The sequence below is a fragment of the Nonomuraea sediminis genome, from assembly GCF_018531495.1.
Classification (GTDB): Bacteria; Actinomycetota; Actinomycetes; order Streptosporangiales; family Streptosporangiaceae; genus Nonomuraea; species Nonomuraea sediminis.
In genome coordinates this window covers 30,450-56,702 of the sequence record NZ_JAHDTI010000028.1, presented here as the reverse complement: position 1 = coordinate 56,702, position 26,253 = coordinate 30,450, and the positions used below count along the sequence as shown (strand labels likewise).

23 protein-coding genes are annotated in these 26,253 nt (G+C 71.0%); 16 read left to right on the top strand and 7 right to left on the bottom strand.

Annotated elements, in window-relative coordinates:
• The first annotated feature begins 46 nt into the window (after positions 1–46).
• Together KIK09_RS55805 and KIK09_RS55800 are read left to right on the top strand one after the other, a co-directional pair.
• Positions 47–598, top strand: coding sequence for a TetR/AcrR family transcriptional regulator (locus tag KIK09_RS55805; RefSeq protein WP_214327706.1), 552 nt, complete (start codon positions 47–49; stop codon positions 596–598).
• A gap of 50 nt (positions 599–648) precedes the next feature.
• Positions 649–1,296: a DUF1707 SHOCT-like domain-containing protein gene (locus KIK09_RS55800; protein ID WP_214327705.1), complete on the top strand. Its 648-nt coding sequence runs from the start codon at positions 649–651 to the stop codon at positions 1,294–1,296.
• Here the strand turns inward: KIK09_RS55800 and glpX are convergent.
• Entirely contained in the window at positions 1,293–2,327 is a 1,035-nt protein-coding gene (gene glpX, locus KIK09_RS55795; RefSeq protein WP_214327704.1) for a class II fructose-bisphosphatase, read from the bottom strand. The genes KIK09_RS55800 and glpX overlap by 4 nt on opposite strands.
• Before the next feature lie 164 nt (positions 2,328–2,491).
• Here glpX and KIK09_RS55790 point away from each other — a divergent pair, with 164 nt between their 5' ends.
• The 3 genes from KIK09_RS55790 to KIK09_RS55780 all read left to right on the top strand — a co-directional run bounded on the left by KIK09_RS55790 (position 2,492) and on the right by KIK09_RS55780 (position 4,724).
• On the top strand, positions 2,492–3,085 hold the full coding sequence (locus tag KIK09_RS55790; RefSeq protein WP_214327703.1) for a TetR/AcrR family transcriptional regulator: 594 nt from the start codon (positions 2,492–2,494) through the stop codon (positions 3,083–3,085).
• An 11-nt stretch (positions 3,086–3,096) separates the two neighbouring features.
• Positions 3,097–3,621: a DUF4245 domain-containing protein gene (locus KIK09_RS55785; protein WP_214327702.1), complete on the top strand. Its 525-nt coding sequence runs from the start codon at positions 3,097–3,099 to the stop codon at positions 3,619–3,621.
• Between the two features lie 746 nt (positions 3,622–4,367).
• A complete protein-coding gene (locus KIK09_RS55780; RefSeq protein ID WP_214327701.1) occupies positions 4,368–4,724 on the top strand; it encodes a VOC family protein in 357 nt (118 codons plus the stop codon).
• On the opposite strand, the gene KIK09_RS55775 is transcribed toward KIK09_RS55780, so the two are convergent.
• Positions 4,721–5,320 carry a TetR/AcrR family transcriptional regulator gene (locus KIK09_RS55775; RefSeq protein WP_214327700.1) on the bottom strand — a complete coding sequence of 200 codons (600 nt, stop codon included), beginning with the start codon at positions 5,318–5,320 and terminating at the stop codon, positions 4,721–4,723. The two genes, KIK09_RS55780 and KIK09_RS55775, sit on opposite strands and share 4 nt — an antisense overlap.
• Positions 5,321–5,418: 98 nt before the next feature.
• Between KIK09_RS55775 and KIK09_RS55770 the strand changes: the two genes are divergently transcribed.
• A complete protein-coding gene (locus tag KIK09_RS55770) occupies positions 5,419–5,829 on the top strand; it encodes a nitroreductase family deazaflavin-dependent oxidoreductase (RefSeq protein ID WP_214327699.1) in 411 nt (136 codons plus the stop codon).
• Between the two features lie 576 nt (positions 5,830–6,405).
• Here KIK09_RS55770 and KIK09_RS55765 read toward each other — a convergent pair.
• Positions 6,406–6,651 (bottom strand): exodeoxyribonuclease VII small subunit, encoded by a 246-nt coding sequence (locus KIK09_RS55765; protein WP_214327698.1) that lies wholly within the window; start codon positions 6,649–6,651, stop codon positions 6,406–6,408.
• Between the two features lie 46 nt (positions 6,652–6,697).
• On the opposite strand from KIK09_RS55765, the gene KIK09_RS55760 reads away from it, so the two are divergent.
• Positions 6,698–7,552, top strand: a complete 855-nt coding sequence (locus KIK09_RS55760; RefSeq protein WP_214327697.1) for a GNAT family N-acetyltransferase — start codon at positions 6,698–6,700, stop codon at positions 7,550–7,552.
• Positions 7,553–8,204: 652 nt separating this feature from the next.
• On the opposite strand, the gene xseA is transcribed toward KIK09_RS55760, so the two are convergent.
• Together xseA and KIK09_RS55750 are read right to left on the bottom strand one after the other, a co-directional pair.
• A complete protein-coding gene (xseA, locus tag KIK09_RS55755; protein WP_214327696.1) occupies positions 8,205–9,416 on the bottom strand; it encodes an exodeoxyribonuclease VII large subunit in 1,212 nt (403 codons plus the stop codon).
• 26 nt (positions 9,417–9,442) lie between these two features.
• Positions 9,443–10,273 carry a DUF8129 domain-containing protein gene (locus KIK09_RS55750; RefSeq protein ID WP_214327695.1) on the bottom strand — a complete coding sequence of 277 codons (831 nt, stop codon included), beginning with the start codon at positions 10,271–10,273 and terminating at the stop codon, positions 9,443–9,445.
• 101 nt (positions 10,274–10,374) lie between these two features.
• On the opposite strand from KIK09_RS55750, the gene KIK09_RS55745 reads away from it, so the two are divergent.
• Positions 10,375–11,337 carry a 4-hydroxy-3-methylbut-2-enyl diphosphate reductase gene (locus KIK09_RS55745; protein WP_214327694.1) on the top strand — a complete coding sequence of 321 codons (963 nt, stop codon included), beginning with the start codon at positions 10,375–10,377 and terminating at the stop codon, positions 11,335–11,337.
• Between the two features lie 245 nt (positions 11,338–11,582).
• Here KIK09_RS55745 and KIK09_RS55740 read toward each other — a convergent pair whose 3' ends face one another.
• Both KIK09_RS55740 and KIK09_RS55735 read right to left on the bottom strand, forming a co-directional pair.
• Complete coding sequence (locus tag KIK09_RS55740) at positions 11,583–12,029, bottom strand: DUF6542 domain-containing protein (RefSeq protein WP_250575399.1); 447 nt, start codon at positions 12,027–12,029, stop codon at positions 11,583–11,585.
• Between the two features lie 89 nt (positions 12,030–12,118).
• Positions 12,119–13,351, bottom strand: coding sequence for a DNA recombination protein RmuC (locus KIK09_RS55735; RefSeq protein WP_308164872.1), 1,233 nt, complete (start codon positions 13,349–13,351; stop codon positions 12,119–12,121).
• Between the two features lie 73 nt (positions 13,352–13,424).
• Between KIK09_RS55735 and KIK09_RS55730 the strand changes: the two genes are divergently transcribed.
• From KIK09_RS55730 to KIK09_RS59805, 8 genes are all read left to right on the top strand, one after another.
• On the top strand, positions 13,425–14,162 hold the full coding sequence (locus tag KIK09_RS55730) for a hypothetical protein (protein ID WP_214327691.1): 738 nt from the start codon (positions 13,425–13,427) through the stop codon (positions 14,160–14,162).
• An 11-nt stretch (positions 14,163–14,173) separates the two neighbouring features.
• Entirely contained in the window at positions 14,174–15,250 is a 1,077-nt protein-coding gene (ychF, locus tag KIK09_RS55725; RefSeq protein WP_214327690.1) for a redox-regulated ATPase YchF, read from the top strand.
• A gap of 534 nt (positions 15,251–15,784) precedes the next feature.
• Positions 15,785–16,093 (top strand): hypothetical protein, encoded by a 309-nt coding sequence (locus KIK09_RS55720; RefSeq protein ID WP_214327689.1) that lies wholly within the window; start codon positions 15,785–15,787, stop codon positions 16,091–16,093.
• A gap of 1,336 nt (positions 16,094–17,429) precedes the next feature.
• Entirely contained in the window at positions 17,430–18,155 is a 726-nt protein-coding gene (locus KIK09_RS55715) for a conjugal transfer protein (RefSeq protein ID WP_250575398.1), read from the top strand.
• Positions 18,156–18,218: 63 nt separating this feature from the next.
• Positions 18,219–18,482: a hypothetical protein gene (locus tag KIK09_RS55710; RefSeq protein WP_372455843.1), complete on the top strand. Its 264-nt coding sequence runs from the start codon at positions 18,219–18,221 to the stop codon at positions 18,480–18,482.
• A gap of 58 nt (positions 18,483–18,540) precedes the next feature.
• Positions 18,541–21,429, top strand: a complete 2,889-nt coding sequence (locus KIK09_RS55705) for a conjugal transfer protein (protein WP_214327686.1) — start codon at positions 18,541–18,543, stop codon at positions 21,427–21,429.
• Positions 21,430–21,432: 3 nt separating this feature from the next.
• A complete protein-coding gene (locus KIK09_RS55700) occupies positions 21,433–23,910 on the top strand; it encodes an ATP-binding protein (protein WP_214327685.1) in 2,478 nt (825 codons plus the stop codon).
• A complete protein-coding gene (locus KIK09_RS59805; RefSeq protein WP_214327684.1) occupies positions 23,907–26,252 on the top strand; it encodes a type IV secretion system protein in 2,346 nt (781 codons plus the stop codon). The genes KIK09_RS55700 and KIK09_RS59805 overlap by 4 nt, the downstream gene beginning before the upstream one ends.
• The last annotated feature ends 1 nt before the right edge of the window (position 26,253 follow it).

The window sequence follows — 26,253 nt, the reverse complement described above, 5'->3', positions numbered from 1 at the left end:
CTCGAAACTATAAAACGAGGCACGGTGTCTTGTAAAGTGACCGTCCATGGTGGGAAGACCGCGCAGCGAGGAGTCCAGGAAAGCGATCCTCAAGGCCGCGCTCGAGCTGTGCGCCCGTGACGGCTACCAGAACGTCACGCTCAAGGGCATCGCCGAGGCCGCGGGCACCGGCAGGCAGACCCTCTACCGCTGGTGGCAGACCAAGGCCGAGGTGCTGCTCGAGGCGGTCACCGAGTTGGTCGGCCCCAAGGTGGAGCCCCCACCCGGCAGCGGCGACGCCCGGGCGGACCTGGTGGCCTTCCTCGACCGCACGTTCACCGTGGCGGGCGGCCCCACGGGCCCGATCATCGTGGGGCTGATGGCCGACGCCCAGGCCGATCCCGTCTTCGCCGCCAAGCTGCGTGAACGTCTCATAGGGCACCGCAGGCAGGCGTTGCGCGAGGTGCTGGAGAGGGGCGTGCTACCCGAGGGGATCGATCCCGAGCTCGTGGTCGACATGATCTTCGGGGTGATGTGGTACCGGCTGCTCAACCGGCACGCCCCGGTGGACCGCTCGCTGGCCGAGGAAGTGGACGACCTGCTTGCGCGAATCGCCTGACACGCCGTCAGAGTCAGCGAATCCCCCGCCTGCCGGATATCGTCGGAAGTGTGAATGAACGCCCGGGATCCTGGCTACCCCGCCTGCAAGAAGTTGGAGAGCGGCTGGCCGAGGAGCTGGTCGCGGCGCGCCGTCCCAAGGAGGGAGCCGTGCCGCCGCCGCACGAGCTGCGGGCCTCGGACGACGACCGCGAGCGCATCGCTCAGGTGCTGCAGGACGCGCACGCCGACGGGCGCATCACGCTGGACGAGCTCGAGGAGCGCCTGGGCGTGCTGTACTCCGCCCGCACCCTCGGCGACCTCGCCCAGCTCACCGGTGACCTGCTGCCCGCCGACCAGCAGCCGCTCAACCTCGACGGCCGCCCCGTCTCGGCGATCTTCAAGAAGGAGCAGCGCGGCGGGCGCTGGGTCGTGCCCGCCGAGCTCAGCGTCACGGCCATGTTCGGCACGACCACGCTCGACCTGCGCGACGCGATCCTGCAGAACCGGCGCATCATCATCAACGCCACGCTGGTCTTCGGCGGGCTGGAGATCCATGTGCCCGAGGACCTGGAGGTCATCCGGGTCGCCAAGGGCGAGACCAAGCGCCTGACCAAGCAGCCCACCGCGCCGGACGCCCCGGTGGTGGAGGTCCGCACGACGAACTTCGCCGGCGAGGTCAAGGTCAAGGAGCCACCCCGCCGCAAGCGCCGCCGCTAACCGGCGCTGTCGAAGTTGATCGCGCTGTAGGCCCGCAGTTTCCAGAGCTGGTGCTCGCTCTCCACCTTGCGGATCGTGCCCGAGCGCCCGCGCATCACCAGCGAGTGCGTGACCGCCACGCCGCTGCGGAAGCGCACACCCTGCATGAGCTCGCCCTGCGTGATGCCGGTGGCGGCGAAGAAGACGTCGTCGGAGGTGACCAGGTCGTTCGTGGTGAGGACCTGGCCGAGGTCGTGCCCGGCGTCCAGGGCCTTGCGGCGCTCGGCCTCGTCGCGCGGCCACAGCTTGCCCTGGATGACGCCGCCCAGGCACTTGAGCGCGCACGCGGCCACGATGCCCTCGGGGGTGCCGCCGATGCCGAGCATCAGGTCGATGCCCGTGCCCTCGCGGGCCGCCATGATCGCGCCGGCCACGTCGCCGTCAGGGATGAACTTGATCCGCGCGCCGGTCTCCCTGATCTCCTTGACCAGCCGCTCGTGGCGGGGCCGGTCCAGGACGACGACCGTGACGTCGGCGGATGAGCAGCCCTTGGCCCTGGCCACGGCGTTGATGTTGTCGGCCACGGGCGCGTCGATGTCCACCACGTCGGCCGCGGCCCGGCCGGTGACCAGCTTCTCCATGTAGAACACGGCCGACGGGTCGTACATCGAGCCGCGCTCGCTGACCGCGATCACGCTCACGGCATCGGGCATGCCGAGCGCGGTCAGGCGGGTGCCGTCGATCGGGTCGACCGCGACGTCGCAGTCGGGGCCGCTGCCGTCGCCCACGCGCTCGCCGTTGTAGAGCATCGGGGCGTGGTCCTTCTCGCCCTCGCCGATGACCACCACGCCGTTCATGGACACCGTGTTGATCAGCTGGCGCATGGCGTTGACCGCGGCGCCGTCGGCGCCGTTCTTGTCACCCCTGCCGACCCAGCGGGCCGCCGCCATCGCGGCCGCCTCCGTGACGCGAACCAGCTCCAGTGCCAGGTTGCGATCAGGGGCGTGCTCGCCTGTGGCCAGGGCTGCGGGTACGGACGTCTGATCGGACATGATGCGGCCTCCCAAGTGGACAACTGAAGTCGATGGTAGTTGTCCCCTCTTTCCCGGTCAGCGGAGGATAATGTGCCTGCCTTGGCTTACTCCCGTTTCCCGGCGCGGGTTTTGGTCGATACACAGTGCGCGATCAGGTTCGTGTCCGGCACAAAGGAGATCGAATGAGCGACGTGGATCAGGCGGTTACGGGGCGGGGGGCCGCCACCCGCGCCGCGCTCCTCGCGGCTGCCCGCGAAGTCTTCATCCGCAAGGGATTCGCCGAGGCCGGCGTGACCGACGTGGTGGCCAAGGCCGACGCCAGCGTCGGCAGCCTCTACCACCACTTCTCCGGCAAAGCCGATCTTTACCTGACGCTGTTCGAGGAGTTCCAGGCCCGCCAGGCGCGGCGCACCAAGGACGCCGCCCGCGAGGCCCGCGCCAGGGGCGAGACCGACCCGATGCGGGTGTTCATCGACGCCGCCCGCGCCTACCTCGAAGGATGCCTGGAGGAGCAGGACGTGGCCGCGCTGTTCCTACGCGGCGACGGGCCCCCTGGGTTCGAGGTCGTAATGCGCGACCGGCTGCGCACCTGGGCCAGGCGAAACGCGGTGCTGTTCGAGGACGACCCGGCCCTCGTCCTGGTCATCACCGGCGCCTTGGCGGCCGCCGTCAACGAGGTCGTGCCGACCGGCAACCGCGCTCTGGCCGAGGAAGTGCTCACGATCATCGGCCAGATCCGACCGGTCGCTTCGGCAGGCGGCCCTGCCAGCGGGTAACCTCGCCAGATGTGCGACGGTTCACCGAGGGATTCTGGGGCTATGCGGTAGCCCTGTTCGTGTGCGTGGCTGCGGCCGCCCTTTTCCTGCTCGTCACGCCACAGAGCAGGGAGGAGCACATCCCCAAGCTTGACTACTCGATCACCGTCGCCAACTTCGGCCACAGCGTGCCGTACAAGGTCTGGGCCCCCACGAAGGATCCCGCGGGGTGGGTGCCCAACAGCAACCGCATCGCCAAGGGGGCCAACGGCGCGCAGGTGCTCTACCTGGGGTATGCCACGGCCAAGCGCCAGCATGCCATGTTCGTCCAGAGCGACGAGAAGCCCGCGGCCGACTTCGCCAACCGCATGGCCAACAGCGACAAGTCGGTCGGCACCGCGCAGATCAACGGGGCCACGTGGGACAAGCGGTTCCGCGAGGACAAGAACCAGCGCAGCCTCGTGCTCACCCGCCCCGACGTCACCCTGGTCATCACCGGCACCGCCGACTGGCCCGAACTCACCGACCTGGCCACCGCCCTCCAGCCCCGAAGCTGACCTCTCTCACACGCCAGGCACTCTTTCTTCAGACGCCAGGCACCCTTTCTCAGACGCCAGGCACTCTCTGTTCAGACGCCAGGCATTTCTCTTGTACGGCAGGCCACCCCACCGGCCGCCCACCGTCGTGCGCTGAGGACCCGCGCCCGGCGCTTCCGGCGAGTCGATGACGCTCTCTCACCGTCACGGCGCACAGGACCCACCTGAAGTGGGCCCAAGCCCCGGTCGCCCGGTCGGCGGGTCGGTGCCGCTTCTCGTCGATGGGACCCGCCTGGAGTGGAGCCCAGGCCGTTTCCCAGGCGCCGGATTGGCGGGTCGGTGACGCTTCTTCATCGTCACAGCGCAAGGCGCCCGTCTGGAGTGGGCCCAGGCCGGTTCCCGGGCGCCGGGTCGGCGGGGCGTGGGACGGCGAAGGCGGCGCCTTGTGCGGCGGGGGACCATGACTGCGGGACGCGGATCCGGGTGCCGTGGCGGACGGGGCCCGTCTGGAGTGGGCCCGAGCCGGTTCCCGGGCGCCGGGTCGGCGGGGCGTGGGACGGCGAAGGCGGCGCCTTGTGCGGCGGGGAACCATGGCCGCGGGAGGTGGATTCCGGGGGCCGTGGCGGTGGGTGAGTGGCGCCGACTCGCCGGAAGCGCCGGGCGCGGGTCCTCAGCCGAAGTGCGGTGGGCGGTCGGTGGCGGTGGCTTGCCGTACAGAAGTAGGAACTTGCCGTACAGAGGCAGAAAATTGAGTCTACTTTCGCGGTATGAGGGGACTGCGGCAGGTGGCGCAGCATGCGGAGGATCTGGCGCGGGCGACCGCGTTCTATCGAGATGTGCTGGGGCTGCGGCACATCGCCACGTTCGACCCTCCTGGGCTGGTCTTCCTCGACCTGGACGGCACGCGGCTGCTGATCGAGAAGGGCGCGCCGCCGGCCCTGCTCTACCTGCGGACCGACGACCTCGACGGCGACATCGCCCGCCTCAGGGAGCGCGGCGTCGAGATCGTGGAGGAGCCGCACCTGATCTTCACCGACGACGGCACGTTCGGCAGCCCGGGCGCCGAGATCCGGATGGCCGCGATCCGTGACTCGGAGGGCAACCTGCTGTTGCTGATGACCTAGGACGTGACCGCTTCGGCCAGCGTCGCGAAACCGCGCTTGATGTCGTCGACCGTCATGCCGCGCTCGTCGCGCTGGAAGCAGATCAGGCTCGCGTTCAGCGGCGCGAGCAGCGCGTCCGCGAGGAAGTGGGGGTCGCATCCCGGCTTGGCCTGGGCCAGCAGCGTGGCCAGGTGCGTGTGGTGGACGCGGTACGGCCCGCCGTACCTGCTCTTGCCGTCGCCCGACTCCAGCAGCAGGAACATGTCGAGCTGGTCCACGACGCGGTCGACCAGGGCGGGCAGGAAGGCCCTGACGCGGTCGGCGGGCGGCGCGCCGGGGCCGATCGGTGGCGGGCCGCTCAGGAACGCCTGCTGGAAGCGGCGTTCGCGCTCGTCGAGCAGCGCGTAGACCAGGCCGCTCCTGTCGCCGAACCTGCGGTAGACGGTGCCGACTCCGACGCAGGCCTCGCGGGCCACCTCGTCGAGCGAGAGCTGCTCGGCGCCGCGGTCGTCGATGATCCTGGCCGCCACTTCGATGATCTTCTGCCGGTTGCGCGCGGCGTCTGCGCGCTCCGGTTGTGGCTGCCCGACGATCGGCAGCGGCTGGCGCTTCGGCATCCCTCTCCCCTCGGGTACGAGGATAGCGGTTGTAACCGGAGGATTCTCCGGTTAGAGTCTCCATTGAATCGGAGAACCCTCCGCTTAAGGAGTCGAGCATGGCAGACAACTTCAACCAGCAGGTCATCGACGAGTTCCGGGCCAACGACGGCAAGGTCGGCGGCTATTTCGAGGGCTCCGCGCTGGTGCTGCTGACGACCAAGGGCGCCAAGAGCGGCAAGCCCACCACGACGCCCGTGATGTACCTTCCCGACGGCGACAGGTACGTGATCATCGCCTCGAACGGCGGCGCCGACCACCACCCGGCCTGGTACCACAACCTGCGCGCCCACCCGTCGGCCACGGCGGAGATCGGCACGGAGACCTTCGAGGCCAAGGCCGAGTTCATCGACGGCGAGGAGCGCGACCAGCTCTACGCCCGCATGGTCGCCATCGCCCCCGGCTTCGCCGAATACGAGGCCAAGACCACCCGCCACATCCCGGTCCTGGCCCTCCACCGAGCCGCCTGACCCCGCCCCGAGCGCCGCGCCCCCGAGCCCACCGCGGCGCCCATCCCACCCTGTCCCGCACCGCACGCCCCTCGGACCACGCGCTCTCCACACCGTGCGCCTACACTCAAGCCCTGCCCGACGCGCTCCCCGAACCCGTCCACCCCACGTCACCAGCCCGGCCGCCCCTGACGTCTTCACTGACTCGCGCCGCGCACTCCAGGTACGCCGCCGCGACGCGGTCCCCGGGCTCGTCCAGCCTGCGTCCCCGGGCTCGTCCAGCCTGCGTCACTGGCTCGGCCGGCTCTGACGCCTTCACCGGCTCGCGCCGCGCACTCCAGGTACGCCGAGGCCTAGCGACGCGCTCCCCGGACCCGTCCGGCCGCGTCACCGGTCCGGCCAGCTCTGACGCCTTCACTGGCTTGCGCTGACTTCAAGCACCCGAGCTCGGCTCGACGCACACCCACTGATCCTGCGTCACCGGCCCGGCCCATCGGGGAGCCGCCGGCACGCACCTCTCGTGGCGCGTAGGCATCGCCCGCTCGCCCTTTGCAGGGCGCGCCCCAGGAAGCCAGGCCGCTCGTATGCGGTCTGGTGCTAGAAGGGGGCGTCGTCGTCCTGGGTGGTGGGCTCCGAGCGGCGGGCCATGGCGGCGGCGAGCTTGACGCGGGCGCCCTGGAGCCACTCCTCGCAGATGGCGGCCAGCTTCTCGCCCCGCTCCCACAGCTCGATCGACTGCTCCAGGGTGAGCCCGCCGGTCTCCAACCGCCGCACCACCTCGGTCAACTCCTCGCGGGCCTGCTCGTACGAGGGCGCCTTCTCATCTGCCACGCGCTCCACCATAGAGTCAGGATCCGACAACCGCGCCCTGGCCCGCCGGAGGAGGAGCATGCCCGTCCGCCCAGCCACCAAAGCCGACATCCCCGAACTGGTCCGCCTCCGCCAACTCCTCGCCGTCCGCATGTCAGCCGACACCCCTTCACCCAGTACGGCAGGCACCCCCTCCTACGGCCCCTCCGAGACCGCCACGGCAGACGGCTCGTCCCAGGCTGCCGCCACGGCGGACGGCTCGTCCGGGGCTGCTGGTTCGGCGGCCGGCTCGTCCGAGGCTGTCGGGGCAGGCGGCTCGTCCCAGGTTGCCGCTACGGCGGGTGGCTCGTCCGATGCTGCCGGGGCAGGCGGCTCGTCTCAGGCTGCCGCCACGGCGGACGGCTCGTCCGAGGCTGCTGGTACGGCGGGCGGCTCGTCCGAGCCCGCGACGGCGGGGATGGAGGCCGAGCCAGGGATGGCGGGGATGGAGGCCGAGCCGGGGATGGCGGGCGTGGAGGTAGAGCCGGGGATGGCGGGCGATCAGGCCGAGGCGGGGATGGCGGGCGTTCGGGAAGGGTGGGAGGAGGCGTACGCGGCGAGCCTTGAGAACCGGCTTGGCGACCCGGACGTGGCGGTGTACGTCATCGACGCCCCGGGCGGGACGCTGGCGGCCTGCGGCATCGGCTTCATCTTCGAACGCTTCCCGGGCCCGCGTCTGCCGGACGGCCGCTTCGGCTACATCCTCGGCATGACGACGGACCCGGCACACCGCAGGCGAGGCCACGGCAGGGCCATCATGGACGCCCTCATGACCTGGTACCGCGACAACGGCGTCTCCCGCGTGGACCTGCACGCCACCTCGGACGGCGAACCCCTCTACCGCTCCTACGGCTTCACCTCCCCATACCCCGGCCTCACCTGGACCGCCCCCTAACCAACCCCCAACCCGCCGGCGCGGACCGCCGAAGCCCCGCCGTACGCCTTCCCCCCGACCCAGCGCAGGGTCGCGGGTCTGTGTCCCGCCGTAGGCCTTTCCGTCGACTCCGCGCAGGGTTGCGGGTATGTGCCCTGCCGTACGCCTTTCCGTCGACCTCGCGCAGAGTCGCGGTCTGTGTCCCGCCGTACGCCTTTCCGCCGACCCCGTGCAGGGTCGCGGGTCTTTGTGCGTGACGTGGGTGAACACGAGGAGTGCATCGTTCCGGCGGTCGCCATGCCTCGCCGTGGTCGAGCCTCGCTGCTGCCTTGCCGCGACATCTCCCGGCCTCTGTGGTTGTCGCGCTTCACATGTGGCGCGGCGGCCCGCCGTACACCCTCTCGCCGCCGCGTTGCCAAGCCCGCCCGCTGCAGGGGCGGCGTGCGGCGGCCAGCGAGCAGGCGCGCCTCTGGATCCCAGGCCGCCCCTGCAGGGGCGTCCTGCCATCGTCTCGACCGGTCCCGCACCGCCCAGACGTTGCCACGTGTGCTCATAAGTCGTCTCGCCGGGCTCCGCCGTACCTCTTCTCGCCGACCCGGCGCAGTTGGTGGCGAGCCGTAGGTCTTCCCCTGCGCGGGGGCTTGCCGTACGTGGTGTTGACGACAGGGTGGGGCTACGGGGTGGGAGGTTCGGTGCGGACGGTCAGGCGGTCGTCCGCCAGGCGGATGGTGAGCAGGGAGTCGGGGGGGACGTCCTTGGCGAGGCGGACGACCTCGCCCGACGGGTACTGGACGATGGCGTAGCCGCGTTCGAGGGTGGCGGCGGGGGAGAGGGAGACGAGGCGGGCGCGGAGGTGGGTGAGGGAGTCCGAGGCGCGGTCGAGCGAGCTCGTGAGCGAGCGGCGGCCGCGGTCGCGGAGGGCGTCGACCTGTTCGGCGCGGCGTTCGAGCTCGCGGACCGGGTCCGACAGGGAGGGGCGCGAGCGGGTCGACGTGAGCCAGGACATCTCGCGGTCGAGCCAGCCGCCGAGCACCCTGCGCCCCCGGTCGCGCAGCTGGCGGACGAGGGTGAGCTGCTCGCCGACGTCGGGGACGACCTTCTTGGCCGCGTCCGTGGGCGTCGAGGCGCGCACGTCGGCGACGAGGTCGAGCAGCGGGCTGTCCTGCTCGTGCCCGATGGCGCTGACGACGGGGGTACGGCAGGCCGCCACGGCCCGCACCAGCGTCTCGTCCGAGAACGGCAGCAGGTCTTCGAGCGAGCCGCCGCCCCGGGCGATGACGATGACGTCCACGGAGGAGTCGCCGTCGAGCTTGCGCAGCGCCTCGGTGACCTCGCCGACCGCGTAGGGCCCCTGGACCGCCACCTCTTCGACCTTGAACCGTACGGCGGGCCAGCGGCGCCGCGAGTTGTCGAGCACGTCGCGCTCGGCGGCCGAGTCACGGCCGCAGATGAGCCCGACGGTGCCCGGCAGGAAGGGCAGGCGCCGCTTCCTGTCGGCGTTGAAGAGCCCCTCGGCGGCCAGCAACTGCCGCAGCTTCTCCAGGCGAGCCAGCAGCTCGCCCACGCCGATGGGCCTGATCTCGAGCGCGGTGAAGGCGAACGAGCCCCTGTTGATCCAGAAGTCGGGCTTGACGTGCATCACCACGCGAGCGCCGTCGACGGGACGCGGCACGGTCGCCTCGTAGACCCCGCGCGGCGCGGTCACCCTGGCCGAGACGTTGGCCACCGGGTCGCGCAGCGTCAGGAACACCGTGCCGCCGCGCGCGCTGAGCTCGGTGATCTGGCCCTCGACCCAGACCGTGCCGAGCTTGCCGATCCAGCCGCCCACCATCTGCAGGACGGTGCGGATCGGCAGCGGCGACTCGGGCGAGGTCTTCGAGGTCATGGCCCGAGACTACGGGGAACGGCCGACTATTCTCCGGCTTCCAGCTTGGCCAGGCGGTTCTCGAACATCTTGATCACCTCGGGCCGCGCGGTCGTCGCCTGCTCGTAGGACAGGAAGTCCTTGATCTGCTCGGCCGTCTTGCCGCGCATCCTGGCCCGCAGCGACGCCACGGTCAGCTCCGAGTAGCCGGGCAGCGGCTCCTCCTGTACGGCGGGCGCCTTCTTGGCCGCGGGCTTGCGAGCCGCCCTGGGCTTGGCGGCGGCCTTCGGCTTGGCAGCGGGCTTCGGCTCGTCGGCGACCGCGACAGCGGGCTCCTCGGCGACTGAGGCGGCAGGCTCGTCGGCGGCGACGGCGGGGGCGGGCTCCTCAGCCGCGACGGCGGCAGCGGGGGCGGGCTCCTCAGCCACGACGGTGGCAGCCGGGGCGGGCTCCTCAGCCACGACGGGCTCGGTGGCGACCGCTGCGGGCTCGGGGGCTGCGGGGGTCTCCGTGACCAGCGGCTTGGTCTCTTCGGCGGGAGCGGGCTTGCCCGCGGGGGAGAAGATGACCGGCTCGGGCTTGGCCTTGGCGGTGCCGTTCGGCTCGGCGTCGGACGGGCGGGGGGCGAAGATGACGGGCTCGCGGCGGGCCGGCTTCTCCTCGGGCGCCTCCAGCTCGGTCTCGTGCACCTCCTCCTCGTCCTTGGCCGCCAGGCCCTTGATGGAGTTCTTCACCCTGTCGACCAGCAGCAGCGCCTGGCCCGCGGCGTTCAGCGTGGTCTGGACGACGAACATGGGAAGGTCCTTCGCCTTCTCCTTGAGTTCGTCCTTGTCGGTGACTGTCTTGGCGATGTTGCGTATCACGTCGCTGAGGGACATGACGTCTCCCTGGGAGGTCAGTATTGGACGGCCAGTCTGGCAAAGCGCGAGCAGCGATGCACGCGCGGTCCTGTCAGCCGCTCCACGTAGCATAAGGAGGTATGGAGTCCAAGACCCCCACCACCCGACGCGTCCTCGTAGCCAAGCCGCGCGGCTACTGCGCCGGAGTCGATCGAGCCGTGGTAGCGGTCGAGAAGGCTCTGGAGCAGTATGGCGCTCCGATCTACGTGCGCAAGCAGATCGTCCACAACACCCATGTGGTCAGGACGCTCGAGGCCAAGGGCGCCATCTTCGTCGAGGAGACCGACGAGGTCCCCGAGGGCGAGATCGTGGTGTTCTCCGCCCACGGCGTCTCGCCGGCCGTCCACGACGAGGCCAGGCAGCGCAGCCTCCGCACGATCGACGCCACCTGCCCGCTGGTGACGAAGGTGCACAACGAGGCCCGCCGCTTCGCCGGCCAGGACTACGACATCCTGCTCATCGGCCACGAGGGCCACGAGGAGGTGGAGGGCACCTCCGGCGAGGCCCCCGACCACATCCAGCTCGTCGACGGCCTCGACGCGGTCGACCGCATCCAGGTCAAGGACCCGAGCAAGCTGGTGTGGCTGTCGCAGACCACGCTGTCGGTCGACGAGACCAACGAGACGGTCTCCCGGCTCAAGGAGCGCTTCCCGACGCTGATCGACCCGCCCAGCGACGACATCTGCTACGCCACGCAGAACCGCCAGATCGCGGTCAAGGAGATCGCCTCGGAGTCGCAGCTGGTCATCGTGGTCGGCTCGCAGAACTCCTCGAACTCCAAGCGCCTGGTCGAGGTCGCCAAGGACTACGGCGCCGACGCCTCCTACCTGGTCGACTACGCCGCCGACATCCGCGACGAGTGGCTCGAGGGCGTCACCACGGTCGGCGTGACCAGCGGCGCCTCGGTCCCCGAGGAGCTGGTCGAGGAGGTGCTGGCCCACCTGGCCCGCCACGGTTTCGAGGACGTGCGCGAGGTCCAGCCGGTCGACGAGCGCATGCGCTTCGCCCTGCCCCACGAGCTCCGCAAGGACCTCCGCGTCTGAAAAGTGGTACGGCAGCCGCCCGCCGTACTCCGCAAGGACCTTCGGGTCTGAAGAGAAGTACGGCAGGCCGCCCGCCGTACTCCGAAAGGAACGGGTCTGAAGAGTGGTACGGCAGGCCGCCCAACCGGCCGCCCGCCGTACTCCGGCTGAGGACCCGCGAGCGGCGCTTGCGGCGAGTCGGTGACGGTTGCCCGCCGTCACGGCGCCCCTGACCGTGGCACCGCCGGCCGTACACCGGAAAAGCCCTATTCCTCCGTGCGAGCCGTGCCGTAGACGCGCGACTCGAAGTACCCCTCGGGCTCGGGCGCGTACACGGGCTGCTGCTCCTTGCGCGGCCGCGGCACCTCGGCGTCGACCCGCAGCTCCTCCCGCAGGTCGCGCACGTTGTCACGGAGCCCGCGCCGCCAGGCCACCGCCAGCACCACGGCCGAGCACGCGAACAGCCACGGCGCGCCGCCTGACAGCGACGTGTACAAACCCAGGGCCAGCGACCCGGCGATCGAGGAGGCGCCGATCGCCCGCCCGAGCTCCACGAACAGCGTGGCCACGAAGAAGACCAGCGGCGGCGTCACCACCAGCGACAGCAGCTCCCGCCGGTTGACCAGCAGCGCCCCCACCAGCGAGGCGAGCAGGAACAGCACGCCGACCAGCCACGGCAGGCCCAGCCGGTCCGCGAGGATATATCCCGCCAAAGTGATGACAAGGGAGAGCGCGATGGCACCACGGGCCGTCAACCGCACGGCTGACCGCCTGCCTTTCTCACTCACTGGCCCCGCCCCCCTTACTGCGACCCGTTGGCCAACTTACCGTTCGCGTGCGAAATCAGAGACGTGGTTTCCAGCAGTTCAGGGGAGGCGAGCGGCCGCGGGAGACCGTCGAGCGATTCGGGGGAGTCGAGGTCGCCGTCCACTACGCCCAGTTCGTTGAGCTTTCTGGCGGTGACCATGACCCGGCTTTCCAGTGATCCGACCGTCTTGTTGTAGTTCTCCACCGCGCGCGTCAGCGACTTGCCCAGCGCGTCGACGTTCCTGCCCAGCGACGACAGCCGCTCGTAGAGCTCCTTGCCGAGCTCGAAGACCGCCCGGGCGTTCTCGCTCAGCGCAGCCTGCTGCCAGGCGTAGTGCGCGGTGCGCAGCATCGTGATCAGCGTGGTCGGGGTGGCGATGTGCACCCGCCTGCCCATCGCGTACTCCAGCAGCCCGGGATCGCGCTCGAGCGCCGGAGCCAGGAACGCCTCCCCGGGGATGAACAGCACCACGAACTCGGGCGACGGGTTGAACCCCTGCCAGTACGCCTTGGCCGCCAGCCTGTCCACGTGCTCGCGCAGGTGGCGGGCGTGGGCGTCGAGCCGGACCGTGGCCAGCGTTTCGTCGGACTGCTCGGCGGCCTCCAGGTAGGCGGCCAGCGAGACCTTGGAGTCGACCACGATGTTCTTGCCGCCCGCCAGCCGTACCACCATGTCGGGCCGCATCGCGCCCTCGGTGACCTGCTCGTCGAAGTCGCAGTGGCGCTGCATGCCGGCGATCTCGGCCACGCGCCGCAGCTGCAGCTCGCCCCACCGGCCCCTGGCCTCCGGCCGCTGCAACGCCCTGACCAGGGCGTTGGTCTGCGAGCGGAGCTCCTGGTTGCTCTGCCGTACGAACTCGACCTGCTTGGCCAGCTCGGTGCGGGCCACCCGCTGCTGCTCCTCCACCCGGGACAGGGCCTCCTTCAGCGGCCCGACCAGGTGCTCCACGGCCTGCTTGCGCTGCTCGAGCTCGCCGGTGGCCTCCGCCCTGCTGGCGGCGAGCCGGGACTCGGCCAGCTCGAGGAAGCGCAGGTTGTTGACGTCGAGCGCGCGGGTCGACAGCGCCTGGAAGCGCTCGGTCAGCTGCTCCTCGACGAAGGCCAGCTTCTCCTCGGCCGCTCTGGCGCGGGCGCCCGCCTCCGCCGTCCTGGTCTTGGCCAGTAGGAAACCGATGGCAACACCGATCACGAGCCCGATGAGAAGCGAGACGACGTCCACTCCATCGATGATTGCAGGATGTTCCCGGCACGCTTGCGCATTCCGCTTGTGCGGCGCGTCGGCCATCACTCACAGTGTCCATATGACTACCGGGCCGAAAGTGGTCGCGGCCGTCGCGGCCACCCTCGTCGTGTTGACCGCGGTGGTCGCCCTGACGGGCCTCGTCGTCGCCTCCAGGAGCGCGCCGCCCGGGCAGACGATCGCGGTGTCCCGGCAGACGCTGCTGTGGTCGCCGGGCGCCTGCGTGAGCAGGACCGGGTCCCGCTACGACCTGACCCCCTGCAACGGCGGCGTCGCCGAGGTCCTGGCCGTGACGGACAGTGCCTGCCCGCCGGACTCGGACGACGTGTTGCGCATCGGCGGCAGCCGTACGGCCTGCGTGCGCAACTTCCTCGACCCGCACCCCGGCGAGCCCGGCGGCGGTGGAGGGGTGGTCAGGCCGGGTGACTGCATCGCTCTCGACGGCGGCGAGCGCCCCTGCGCAAGCAGCGGCTGGTACGGCAGGGCCGTCGCGGTGGTCCGGCGCGCGGAGGACTGCCCGCGCGGCACCCTGGACGCGCTCTCGCTGGTCGACCACGAGGAGGCCTGCCTGGGCAGCGGCGGCCACGTGCTGGCCCGCGGCGCCTGCGTGGCCCGCCCGCCCCACGCCTCGACCACGCGTTCCGCCATCACCCAGGTCGCCTGCTCGTCCTCCCTGGCCTGGGCCCGGGTGACCTCGCTCGAATCCTCGGTCGAGCGCTGCCCTCGTAACTCCGACAGCTACCTCGAGGCCAGAGGCGCCTACCGTCCCGTGACCTGTCTGCACCTCGTGAGCAAGTAAACTCCCTGGACGTGAGTCTCAGCATCGGCATCGTCGGCCTGCCCAACGTCGGCAAGTCCACGCTCTTCAACGCGTTGACCAAGACGGGCAACGCCCTGGCCGCGAACTACCCGTTCGCCACCATCGAGCCCAACGTGGGCATCGTGGGCGTACCCGACGACCGGCTGCCCAAGCTCGCCGAGGTCTTCGGGTCCGCGCGCATCCTGCCCGCCAAGGTGGAGTTCGTCGACATCGCCGGCCTGGTCAAGGGCGCCTCCGAGGGAGCGGGGCGGGGCAACCAGTTCCTGGCCAACATCCGCAACACCGACGCCATCTGCCAGGTGATCCGGGTCTTCACCGACCCCGACGTCACCCACGTCGACGGCGAGATCTCCCCCAAGCGCGACATCGAGACGATCAACACCGAGCTCATCATGGCCGACCTGCAGACGGTCGAGAAGGCCATCCCGCGCCTGCAGAAGGAAGCCCGCAACAACAAGGACAAGAAGGCCCAGCTCGAGGCCGCCGAGGCGGCGCAGAGCGTGCTGGAGACCGGCAAGACCATCTTCGAGTCCGGCCTCGACGGGGCCGAACTGCGCGAGCTGCACCTACTGACGGCAAAGCCCTTCCTGTACGTCTTCAACCTCGACGCCGACGAACTCGTCGACACGGCCCTGCGCTCCCAGCTCTCCTCGCTGGTCGCCCCCGCCGAGGCGGTCTTCCTCGACGCCAAGATCGAGTCGGAGCTCGTCGAGCTGGACGACGCCGAAGCCCTCGAACTCCTGCAGTCCGTCGGCCAGGATGAGTCGGGCCTGTCGCAGCTGGCCAGGGTCGGCTTCGAGACGCTCGGCCTGCAGACCTACCTCACGGCGGGCCCCAAGGAAACGCGCGCCTGGACGATCAAGAAGGGCGCCACGGCCCCCGAAGCGGCCGGCGTCATCCACACGGACTTCCAGCGCGGCTTCATCAAGGCCGAGGTCGTCTCCTTCGACGACCTCATGGAAGCAGGCTCCATCGCCAACGCCCGCGCGGCCGGCAAGGCCCGCATCGAGGGCAAGGACTACATCATGCGCGACGGCGACGTCGTCGAATTCCGCTTCAACGTCTAACCCCTCACACCTACACCCGACGCCCCACACCCACGCACGACGGCTCACGCTCGTGTGCGGCGAGGACTCGTACGGCGGGCTCGCGTACGGCGGGCTCGCGTACGGCGGGCTCGCGTACGGCGGGCACACGTACGGCAGGCTCGCGTACGGCAGGCTCGTGTAGGGCGGCCATGCTCGGCGGCGCAGCTTTGCGTCCGGCGGGTCACGTTCGTGTACGGCGATGCGGGCTCGTGTACGGCGGGCCACGCCTGCGTACGGCGGGCCACAAGTGCCGTACCCGCCGAGGCTAAGACCGTCGCGTCCGGACAACCTCAACAAGCCCCGAACCCCAACCCGCGCCCCCAGCGCCGGGTCGGCGAGAACCCGCACGGCGGAGTCCGGCGCCCCGCGTACGGCGACCCGGGAGGGGCGTGTACGGCGGGCATTCGGGGGAGGGAGCGGGAATAGGTTCGGCTTCAATGTCTGCTGCGTCAACCACTTTGCTCCCCTACGCGTCGAATCGTCACGGCGTTCACGCTGACTCGGGAGGGCCTCATGATCCGTCGCATCATCCGGAAACGACGTCCCGCACCCACGCTCGCGGGTATCAGCCTCGAGGAGGAGCTCGCCCTGCTTCGGGTTGAGCTCATGTACGGCCTGCGCGTCAATCGCGAGGCCTACCTGCGCAGGAAGGTGGACGAGCGCAACGAGGTCGTCACGCGCCTGCGCGGCCGTGACACCACGACGATGCTCGCCGACCTGAGAGGCTCCTTGGAGCGCGCCGTGAAGTCCGGCGCCCCGGCCCCGGTAGTAGACCTCCAGAGCCGCCGCCCCGCGCCCCCCGAGGACCCAGAGCCCGCCTGACCCATCGGGCGGCGCCCCCCCAGCAAGATCCCCCGGCGCGGCCCGACAGTCCGCTCCACAGCGCCCCAACCGGCTCTCCCCAGATCCAAGGCAGCACCCCGATGTGTGCCGCCTCCAAGGCCGCATCCGGCACTCCACGATCCCGAAGCCGTGTCCGGCGTGCCCCGATCGCACGGTGGTGGGCGGGTTGTACGCCTATGGGGCGTTTGGATGTGTGCGGCGGGCCGTCCTCTTGCGCGTCGCCGTTGCAACAGGTCGGGCAGCTCGATGGGTGCGCCTGTGGCAGACCGTGGCCGGTGCGTGCCAGGCCTGCGGTGGTTGGGTCAGGGGTTGGCGTGCCTGGCCTGCGGTGGCCAGGCCAGGGGGTGGTGTGCGCCCGGCCTGCGGTGGCCGAGTCAGGGGTTGGTGTGCTTGGCCTGCGGTGGCTAGGCCAGGGGGGTGGTGTGTGCCAGGCCCGCGGTGTCCAGGCGACTGCGTGCCAGTCCTGTGGCGGCCGGGGCGAGTGTGCGCCCGGTCTGTGGCGGCGGGGGCGTGCGTGTGCCCGGTCTGTGGCGGCGGGGGGCGTGCGTGTCCCGGTCTGTGGTGGCCGGGCCGTGCAGGGCTTTCCCGGGTGGGGCTGGAGGTGGGTGGGTGGTTGCTCACCTGCGTGTGTCCGGCGTTCCAGCAGGTCGCGTGGGGGTGGCAGGGCGGGCCGTACGGGGCGTGGTGGAGGTGCAGGTTGAGGGGCGGGTCATATACCAAATGCGTGGGTCGGGACAGTCCCTGCGCTATTTGGACACCAATCCCTGGCCGCCAGGTTATCCGTTCGTCCGCATTTGCCCTGGTCAAATGGTTATTCGACTGACGATGGCAGAAGGAGGTCGCTCGGGTCCGCCATGCGGACTCGGTTTGCCCGGGAGCGGCGATGCCTGCAGCATGGGCGTGGCTTTCCTGGAACAATGACGAGACCGGATAAGGTGACTGCTTCACCGGATGATGGGGATCGACAACGGACGACACCGCGCCAGCCGGGGGGATCGGCGCGAGCGGAGGCGTGATGGCTCGTAGGTCAACCGTCCAGCACGGTCCTCGGATCGCTGGCGACCCCGAGCTTTCGGCACGCCTCGACCCGGCCGACTTCGACGACCCACCGTCCTCGCGCAGACCCCGCCGAGGGGGCTGGTCGGGCGGTGGAGGACGCTGGCTGGTGTGGACCGGCCGAGTCATTCTTTGGGCGCTTATTCTGGTTATCGTGGTTAATGGGGTCCGTGCACCATTTGAGCGGTTTACGCAGGGCAGTGCGCCGAGTGCGAATGGCGCGGAGAAGGCGAGCGAGGGATTCCCCAGCGAGAGCGGGATGGCGTTCGCCGCCCAGTTCGCGGGCGTTTACCTGGGATTCGACGCCACCACCGCCGAGAGCAGGGCAGGAAAGCTGGCTGCTTTCCTCCCCGACGGCGCCGACCGGCAGTTCGGCTGGGACGGTTACGGCAAGATGGGCGCCTCCGCCATCCAGCCCTACGACATCGAGATCATCGACTCCCGCAACGCCGTCGTCTCGGTGGCGTTCCAGACCGGCAACCGCCGCCTGCTGCTGTCGGTGCCCATCTACTACTCGGGCAAGGACGCGGGCAGGCGCTTCGTCGTCTCAGGCCGTCCCGCCCTCCTGCCCGCTCCCTCGGCGGCCGACCTCCCTCAGGTCGCCGAGCCGGAAGGTGACGACGCGGCGGCCGCCGAGATCAAGCCTCAACTCGAGGACTTCTTCAAGGCCTACGCCGAGGGTGACACGGTAAGGCTGCAGCGCTACATGGCCCCGGGCAGCAGCCTGCCGCCGAACTTCGGCGGTGCCCTCACCTTCGGACAGCTCAAGAGCGTCGTGGTGCCTGTGGGGGGTGCCACAAGAGAGATCCAGGCTGTCGTGGTCTGGGCCGTGCCCACGGGCGCGGTGCCATCCACCGACCCGACCGCCTCCGACCAGAGCGCGGCCGGCGGCCACCTCGAGCAGGCCTACCGCCTCACCGTCGAGAAGCAGGGCGACAAATGGTACGTCCACGACATCCGCGGCGCTGGACGCGCCATTGGCTAGAGTCGCGGCCGCGCTGCTGATCGGTACCCCCCGGGAGGACCCGAAGTGATCTTGAAAACCCTAGTGCTCAACCTGATCGAGCTGTCGCCGTCGCCCGTCCCGACAGGCGTCAACACCGAGGGGCTCGCCAACTTCCTGCGCGCCTTCTTCGCGCCCCTCTTCCTCGTCGTGGTCTCCGTGGTCGCGCTCTTCTTCCTCTTCACCCGCGAGATCACGAGATTCGTGCAATTCCTCATACTGGCTGTGGCGATCGGCGTGATCTTCTACGTTCCCAACATCATCGAGGTGACGGCGAAGGCGATCGCCGGTGCTCTAGGCATCAAGTAAGGGTTGAGACCGCTCCCCGGCGGTCATTGAACGAGCGAGCGGTGGAGAGGAGGACTGCGTGGACCTGCCCACGTATACCAATATCTGGCGAATTGAGAAGCGGCTCTACAAGCTGTACGACCTACGGCTGCCGATGCCGCTTCCGATCGTCTGGATCGGTGTCTTCGTGGGTGTGTTCGTCCCGTGGTCGCTGCTGCTCCTGCTGCTGCACGTGCCCGTGGCGATGCCCTGGCATGTGCTGTTCCTAGTACCGCCCGGCATCGTCACGTGGCTGTCCACCCGCCCGGTCATCGAGGGCAAGCGCCTGACCGAGCTGCTCGAGTCGCAGCTGCGCTACCTCGGCGAGCCGCGCGCCTGGTACCGCCTGGCCCCCCGCTCCGAGCCCGAGTCGATCACCTTCTCCGGCCGGGTCTGGCGCGCCACGCCCGCCAAGGTCCGCGTCAAGGCCAAGCAGCCGCGCAAGGCCCGCCACTCCCAGCGCGAGCGGGTCGCCGCCCCCGCGGTGCGCGAGGTCCGCCCCGCGGTCGCGGCCGCCGCTGCCGCCGCCGTCCAGGCACCCCTCGCCGAGCCCACCACCTGGGGCGCTCCCCGCCGCGGCGCCGCCCCCGCCCTCGGCACCTCCAAGGCCCACGCCACGGACTCCCCGGTACGGCCGGCCTCCCCGGACCGCCGTGTCCGCCGCCCCGCCGAGGACCACCCGCCCACCGCAGACCGCCCCGCCCGCCGGACACGGCGATCCGACCCGGACTCCCCGGTACGGCAGGCCCCCCCGACCACCGCCTCCCCGGCGGACCCGGCCCCCGCCTCCCGGCGCAAGCCGTTCTCCCTGCCCCAGCTCGAACCGACCCCCGCCTCCCACGACGAGCCGGTCACCCCCGCCCCACAGTCCGCCCCGGACACCGCCTCCCGGTCCAAGCCGTTCTCCCTGCCCCAGCTCGAACCGACCCCCATCTCCCACGACGAGCCGGTCACCCCCGCTCCACAGTCCGCCCCGGACACCGCCTCCCGCGCCGAGCCAGGCCATACGTCTCAGACCGAGCCAGGAACCGCTTCCCAGGCCGAGGCGGTCACCGCGGCGGGATCCGCCTCCTTCCAGACCGAGGAGGTCACGGCCTCCCGTGCCAAGGCGGGATCCGCGTCTCAGGCCGAGCCGGGATCCGCGTCTCAGGTCGAGGCGGGATCCGCGTCTCAGGTCGAGGCGGCCCGCGCTTCCCAGGGCGAGGCGGGGGCTGCGTCGGTGCCTGCGGCGCGTCGGAGTGTGGAGCGGCCCGCCGTACAGGAGACGCCTGCCGTACCGGAAGGTGCCGAGGGCAAGGGGCCCGAGCGCGGGCGCAAGGGCGAGCGGACAGGCAAGCCGATCGACACCGAGGCGCTGCGGCGGTTGCGGCGGCTCGCGGCCAGCGCCGACGCTCCGGAGGCCGAGACCGAGGCGTCCTCGCGCGAGGAAGAGGCCGCGCGCCTGCAGCACCGCAAGGGCCAGCCACCCCGCCAGAGCGCCACTCCGGACGCCCGCCCGGTGTGGCCGATCCTGCGGCCTGACGCCAAGCCCATCTCCCGCCCGTCCGGAAGCGACGAGCCGACCCGCACGAGCAGGACGGGCGAGGCGGCGAACCCCCTCGAGGCCACCCCGACCGCCCACGACGAGGCGCGCACCGGACAGCCGCGAGGCGACGGCACGCAGGGCCAGGCCGCGCGCGTCGAGACCGAGAACAAGGACGCACGCCCCGGGACACACGAGGACGCGGAACCGCGGGCAGGGACAGGGGCTGACTCCCGGGCGGGGACCGGCGCGGAGACACCAGGCGGGACCAGCACGGAGACACGGGCCGACTCCCGGGCTGGGACGGGCGCGGAGACGCAACCCCGCGCGGCGGCCCCGCAGCGGTCAGGGCAGCGGTCCGGGGAGGCGCCGCCGCTGGTGCTGGAGGGCGGCTCGGGGCAGGTACCCGGGCCCCGCCCGGGCGCCGAGCGCGAGGCGCGCGTGCGGCGGGTCGAGTCCGTGGTCGGGCGCGACTCCGGCGGATGGCGGCGCATCGCCCAGGTCGTGGTCGGCGGCAGCGGCGTGCGCAGCGACGGTTCCGAGATCGACGAGGCCCGAGCCAGGGCCGTCTTCAGCGGCAGCCGCAGGATCGTGATACTCGGCTGCACAGGAGGAGCGGGCCAGAGCACGACCACGCTCATGCTCGGCCACACGCTGGCCCGCTACCGCGACGACCGGGTGCTGGCCGTAGACGCCAGCGCGGGCGCGCACACGCTGTCCAACCGGGTCAAGCCCGAGTCCCCCGAGACGCTCACCTCACTGCTGTCCGGGCTCGACCGGGTCAGCGGCTATCTGACGATGCGCGGCTACACCACCAGGACACCCTCGGGGCTCGAGGTCATCGGCTCCGATTCCGACGCCGAGGCCGAGCGCCGGCTGGCGGACCGGAGCCTGTTCTCCGACGACCGCCTCGGCCAGGCCGTACACCTGATCGACCGGTACTACAAGCTGGCCGTCGTCGACCCGGCGCCCGCGCTGGCCGCCAGGGTCCTGCCGTACGCCGACCAGCTGGTCCTGGTCGTGCCGGCCAGCGAGGAGGCGGCCGAGGCGGTCGCCATGACCTACGAGTGGCTCGACGGCCACGGCTGCGCCGACCTGCGCAGGCGCGCGGTCATGGTGGTCAACGGAGTCAGCAGGCGCAGCATGTCGGACGTCGAGCAGGCCGAGTCGGTGGCCAGCGGCAGGTGCAGGGCCATCGTCCGGGTGCCCTGGGAGGACGACCTGGCGCCGGGCGGCGCGGACGTGGTCGAGCCAGGGCAGTTGCGCGCGGCCGGGCGGCGGGCCTATCTCGCCCTCGCCGGGGTCGTGGTCGCGGGATTCGCAGCACAGACGGCAGGTAGGTCTTCCCGTGCGAGTGAAGAGGAGTTGGCCAGTGATCCCCCGGGGACCCGAATCGGTGAGCGGTAAGGCATGAGCAGGGCGTCCCGCACGCACCAGCGGCTGGCGGTCCGCTACTTCGACGATCGGATCCTGCTCACCGAGACTTCGGCGTGGGCGTACTTCCGTCTGCCGACGGTCAGCTACGAGTTCGTCACCCCTGAGGAACGCGAGGCGCTGGCCACCAACATCACGATCGCGCTGGCGGCGATCCGCATGCCGGACGCGGAGGTCCACCTGCGGGTCGCGCACCGCACCTACCCGGCCGCCGAGTGGGCGATGGCGCTGAACGCCACCTCCGACGAGGGCCCCGGCTGGCGCGACTACCTGGAGGAGATGTACCGCCACGTCTGGTCCAAGGACTTCTGGTCCAAGGAGGTCTACCTGGGCGTACGGCTCGGCCCTCGTGGCAAGCAGCTCGGCGCGGGCGTCCTTTCCCAGCTGTTCGGCTTCTACCAGCGCACCGAGAAGGCGCTCGGCATCGACGACGACCACGTCCCCGACGGTGAGATCACCCGCTGGACCGAACAGGCGGAACGGCTGGGCCGGGCTCTGGCCTCCAGCGCCCTCTACGCCCGTCACGCCACCTCGGTCGAGGTGGCGTGGCTGTTCCAGCACGCCACGAACGGCGCGCTCGGCGACCCGCCGCCCAGCGCGAGCCCGCGCCGCCGCTGGGGCAAGGGCGAGATCGAGTCGCTGGTGGAGGGCGAGATCCAGAACGGCAGGTCGCTGCTGCGCATCGTGCAGCCGCAGGGCGACTCCTACGTGGCGCACCTGTCGTTCGCGCGCTTCCCCGACCTGATGCCGTTCCCCGACGGCGAGCCGTGGATGCACTTCGCCGACCAGCTGCCCTTCCCGGTCGAGATCTCCAGCAGGATGCGCCTCATCCCGCCGGTCAAGGCCTCCAAGGACGTGGCGCGCAAGCTGGCGCACGCCCGCGACATGGACATCCACATCCGCGAGGCGGGCGCGGAGGCCCCGATCGCGCTGGCCGAGCAGATCGACGCCGCCCGCATGCTGGAGCACGGCATCACCAAGGAACGCCTGCCCTTCGTGTACGGCTGGCACAGGCTGATCGTGGCCGCGCCGACCGAGGAGATCTGCGTCCAGCGCGTCGAGGCGGTCGTGGAGCACTACAGGGACATGGGCATCGACGTGGTCAACTCCACCGGTGACCAGTTCTCGCTGTTCTGCGAGGCGCTGCCGGGCGAGAAGGTCCGGGTCAACGCCTACGCGCAGCGCCAGCCGCTGCGGACCATCGCGGGCGGCATGGCCACCGCCACGGTGGAGCTGGGCGACACGCTCGGCGACGGCACCGAGGGGTGGCGCGGGCCGTACATCGGCGAGACCGTGGGCAGGGCCCGCAGCATCGTCCACTTCGACCCGCTGGTCGCCGCGACCAGGAACCGGCCGACGGCCATCGCGATCACCGGCGAGCCGGGTGGCGGCAAGACCACGCTCGCGCTGCTGATGATCTACCAGATGGCGTTGCGCGGGGTCACCGTGGCCGTCATCGACCCGAAGGGCGACGCCGAGTCGCTGGTGCAGCTGCTGCAGAAGCGCGAGCGCAAGGCGCGCATCATCCCGCTCGGCTCGGCCGCGCCGGGGCTGCTCGACCCGTTCTCCTTCGGCGACGACATCGCGGCCAAGAAGACCATGGCCACCGAGACGCTGCGGCTGCTGCTGCCCAGGATGTCGGAGGAACGCGAGTCGGCCATGATCCAGGCCGTCGCCGCGGTCTCCAACGGCGACGACCCATCCCTGGGCAAGGTCGTCGACCACCTGGAGCAGGCCGACGACCCCGCCTCGAAGAACCTGGGCGCGGTGCTGCGCTCGATGTCGGAGATGCACCTGGCCACGCTCTGCTTCGACCCCTCGGGCGGCGACCAGATCGACAGCGAGGGCTGGACGACGGTGTTCACGCTGGGCGGGCTGACGCTGCCCGACGTGGCGACCGGCCGCGACGACTACTCCTACGAGCAGCGCCTGTCCGTGGCGCTGCTCTACCTGGTCTCGCAGTTCGCCCGCCGCCTGATGAACGGCCTCGACCGGCGCGCGCCCAAGGCGATCTTCCTGGACGAGGCCTGGGCCATCACCTCCACGCCTGAGGGCGCCAAGCTGGTGCCCGAGGTCAGCCGGATGGGCCGTTCCCGCAACACCGCGCTCGTGCTGGTCTCCCAGAACGCGGGTGACCTGCTGAACGAGCAGGTCACCAACTGTCTGTCGTCGGTGTTCGCGTTCCGCTCGACCGAGCGGGTCGAGGTGGGTCACGTGATGTCGCTACTCGGGGTGGACGCTTCGGAAGAGCATCAGGCCGTGCTGCGCTCGCTCGGCAACGGGGAATGCATTTTCCGCGATCTGGATGGCAGAGCGGGGCGCATCGGAGTAGACCTGATCTCCGAGGAGCTGCTCCGTTGGCTGGACACGAACCCGACGCACGACAAACCTGACGACAGCAGGCATGATGATCATCGAGGGGGAGTGGGCAGCGCGCAGGAGGTGCGGTCATGAAGGTCCGGCTACCCAGGCGGCTGGCGCTCGCCCTGGCACTGCTGGCGGGCATCCTGATCGTCCCGATCGTGATCGGAGGGATCCAACCGGCCTCGGCCGGGCCATGTGACCTGTCACCCGACCTGGCGCCCGAGCTCATCGGCAGCGGCGTCGACGGGCTCATGCAGGCGCCGACGGCCCCCGGCACGCCGCAGGCGCCGACCACGAACTACGAGCAGTTCGGCATGTCCGGCCAGTTCTGGCACACCTACGACCTGGGCTGCTCCGACATCGGGGCGGTGCTGGGCAACTCCTGGGCCAACACGATCTTCCTGTGGGCCAAGGCCATCGACCGGCTCACGATCACCACGTACCAGGCCGCGGCGACGGAGGGGCCGCTGCAGTCCATCAAGGACGTGGTCGACACGATGGTCCAGCGGCTGTCGGACGCCATGTACTGGCCGTACCTGCGGCCGATCGTGATCCTGGGCGCCATCTGGCTGGCCTGGTACGGCCTGCTCCGCAAACGGGCCACGACCACCGCCGAGGGCGTCATCTGGATGGTCCTCGCGGTCACGGTGGCCACCTGGTTCTTCAGCCGTCCGCAGGACTTCACCGGGCTGGGCAAGCTCGTCACGGACAAGACCGGCGAGGTGGTCAACTCCGCCTTCTCCGGCCTGCCCGGTGCCGGCGGCGCCTCCTGCCTGCCGCCGCCGGGCCAGACCAGCCCGCAGGTCAAGGCCGGCGGCTACGCCCAGGTCGGCACGCCCACCGTGGCGCAGAACTCCGACGCCCTGTGGTCCACGCTGGTGTGCAAGCCGTGGCTGATGGGCGAGTTCGGCACCGCCGACCCGAACCAGCCCGTGGTGCGCGACTTCGGCCGCACCATGCTGGAGATGCAGTCGATCCCCGCCGCCGAGGTGGCCAAGGGCGGCGCGCCCGACCCGGCCGCCGCGCAGGCCAAGTACGCGGCGCTGGCCGAGAAGCTGAAGAACGACCCGCGCTTCGCCATCTTCCAGGGCAAGGACTGGACCAGCAGGCTGGGCGTGGCCATCGGGGCGCTGATCGCTGCCTGCGTGGCGGGCGTGCTCATCTTCCTGGTCGCGGTGTCGCTGCTGGTGCTCAAGGTGGGCTTCCTGCTGCTGCTGATCCTGGGTCCGGTGTTCCTGCTGATCGGCGTGCATCCGGGCTCCGGGCGGATCATCGCGATGCGCTGGGTGGAGATGCTGGTCGGCACGCTGCTGCGGCAGGCCGTGCTGGCGCTGGTCCTGAGCGTGCTGGTGTACGGCTACGCGCTGATCATCTCCACGGCCATGCCGTGGGGGCTGCAGATCCTGTTCATGGCGTTGCTGACGATCGCGGTGTTCTTCTACCGCAGGCCGTTCCAGCACCTGTTCGCCTCGATGAGCGGGCACACGCTGACCACCCGGATGCTGGGCGAGGCGGCCTCCTCGCCGGTGCTCGAGCGCTCGGCCGTCTCGCTGCCGCCGGTGGCGGCCGCCAGGATCGGCCGCTGGGGCATGCGCAAGGCCGAACCGCTGGTCGCCGCCGCCGCTACAGGCGGTACGGCAGGCGCCGCGGCTGCGGCGGTCGCCCAGGGCCGGATGCGTGGCGAGGAAGGCGAGCAGGGCACGCCCTCAGGCACCAGGGTTCCCGCCACGCCCGCGCCGTTGAATCCCGACGGCAAGTCGGGCACCAGGGCCACCGCCGCGCCACGGACAGGCGCCGCGCCACCGCTCAACCTCGGCGGCACCAGGACGGCCGCGGGCGCGTCCGGCGGGCCGGCCGGTCCGAGCGCCGGTGCGGGGGCGGGCTCCGCGTCCGGCGGGTCCGGTGGCGGCACGGTCAGGAGCGGTTGGTTCGGCGGCCGCTCGGGCGGCGGCTGGGCTTCGCGCGGCGGCTCGGGCACGCGCTCGGCCGGCTCGGGATCCCGCGGGACGCGCTCCGGCGGATCCGGTGGGTCCGGCGGGCTCTTCGGCGGCTCGGGCTCGCGCGGGTCCGGCGGTTCGGGCGGGTTGTTCGGCGGCTCAGGCGGTTCAGGCGGTTCAGGCGGGTCGTCCGGGCGGCGGTCCGGTGGTTCGGGCGGGCGCGGGTCCGGGTCGGGCTCGGGATCCGGCGGGTCGGGGCGGTCCGGCGGGCTGTTCGGCGGCTCGGGCGGGTCCGGCGGGTCGCGGTCCGGGAACTCCGGTGGGTCGCGCTCAGGAGGCGGGCTCTTCGGCGGCGGCGGGAGCAGGGACGTGCCGTCGCCGCGTTCCGCGGAGCCGCCGCCGCTGTGGCTGCCCTCGCGTGAGAGCAACGGCGGGGGCGGTGACGACCCCGCCGTGCCGTTCTGGCTCAAGCCGAGCAATCCCGACAAGGACTGAT

Coding starts and splice junctions, on each gene's coding strand:
- KIK09_RS55780 (WP_214327701.1), top strand. CDS start 4,368: ATGAGGGGACTGCGGCAGGTGGCGCAGCATGCGGAGGATCTGGCGCGG.
- glpX (WP_214327704.1), bottom strand. CDS start 2,327: ATGTCCGATCAGACGTCCGTACCCGCAGCCCTGGCCACAGGCGAGCAC.
- KIK09_RS55760 (WP_214327697.1), top strand. CDS start 6,698: ATGCCCGTCCGCCCAGCCACCAAAGCCGACATCCCCGAACTGGTCCGC.
- KIK09_RS55750 (WP_214327695.1), bottom strand. CDS start 10,273: ATGTCCCTCAGCGACGTGATACGCAACATCGCCAAGACAGTCACCGAC.
- KIK09_RS55770 (WP_214327699.1), top strand. CDS start 5,419: ATGGCAGACAACTTCAACCAGCAGGTCATCGACGAGTTCCGGGCCAAC.
- KIK09_RS55730 (WP_214327691.1), top strand. CDS start 13,425: ATGACTACCGGGCCGAAAGTGGTCGCGGCCGTCGCGGCCACCCTCGTC.
- KIK09_RS55745 (WP_214327694.1), top strand. CDS start 10,375: ATGGAGTCCAAGACCCCCACCACCCGACGCGTCCTCGTAGCCAAGCCG.
- xseA (WP_214327696.1), bottom strand. CDS start 9,416: ATGACCTCGAAGACCTCGCCCGAGTCGCCGCTGCCGATCCGCACCGTC.
- KIK09_RS55700 (WP_214327685.1), top strand. CDS start 21,433: ATGAGCAGGGCGTCCCGCACGCACCAGCGGCTGGCGGTCCGCTACTTC.
- KIK09_RS55790 (WP_214327703.1), top strand. CDS start 2,492: ATGAGCGACGTGGATCAGGCGGTTACGGGGCGGGGGGCCGCCACCCGC.
- KIK09_RS59805 (WP_214327684.1), top strand. CDS start 23,907: ATGAAGGTCCGGCTACCCAGGCGGCTGGCGCTCGCCCTGGCACTGCTG.
- KIK09_RS55720 (WP_214327689.1), top strand. CDS start 15,785: ATGATCCGTCGCATCATCCGGAAACGACGTCCCGCACCCACGCTCGCG.
- KIK09_RS55775 (WP_214327700.1), bottom strand. CDS start 5,320: ATGCCGAAGCGCCAGCCGCTGCCGATCGTCGGGCAGCCACAACCGGAG.
- KIK09_RS55715 (WP_250575398.1), top strand. CDS start 17,430: ATGGCGTTCGCCGCCCAGTTCGCGGGCGTTTACCTGGGATTCGACGCC.
- KIK09_RS55805 (WP_214327706.1), top strand. CDS start 47: ATGGTGGGAAGACCGCGCAGCGAGGAGTCCAGGAAAGCGATCCTCAAG.
- KIK09_RS55765 (WP_214327698.1), bottom strand. CDS start 6,651: ATGGTGGAGCGCGTGGCAGATGAGAAGGCGCCCTCGTACGAGCAGGCC.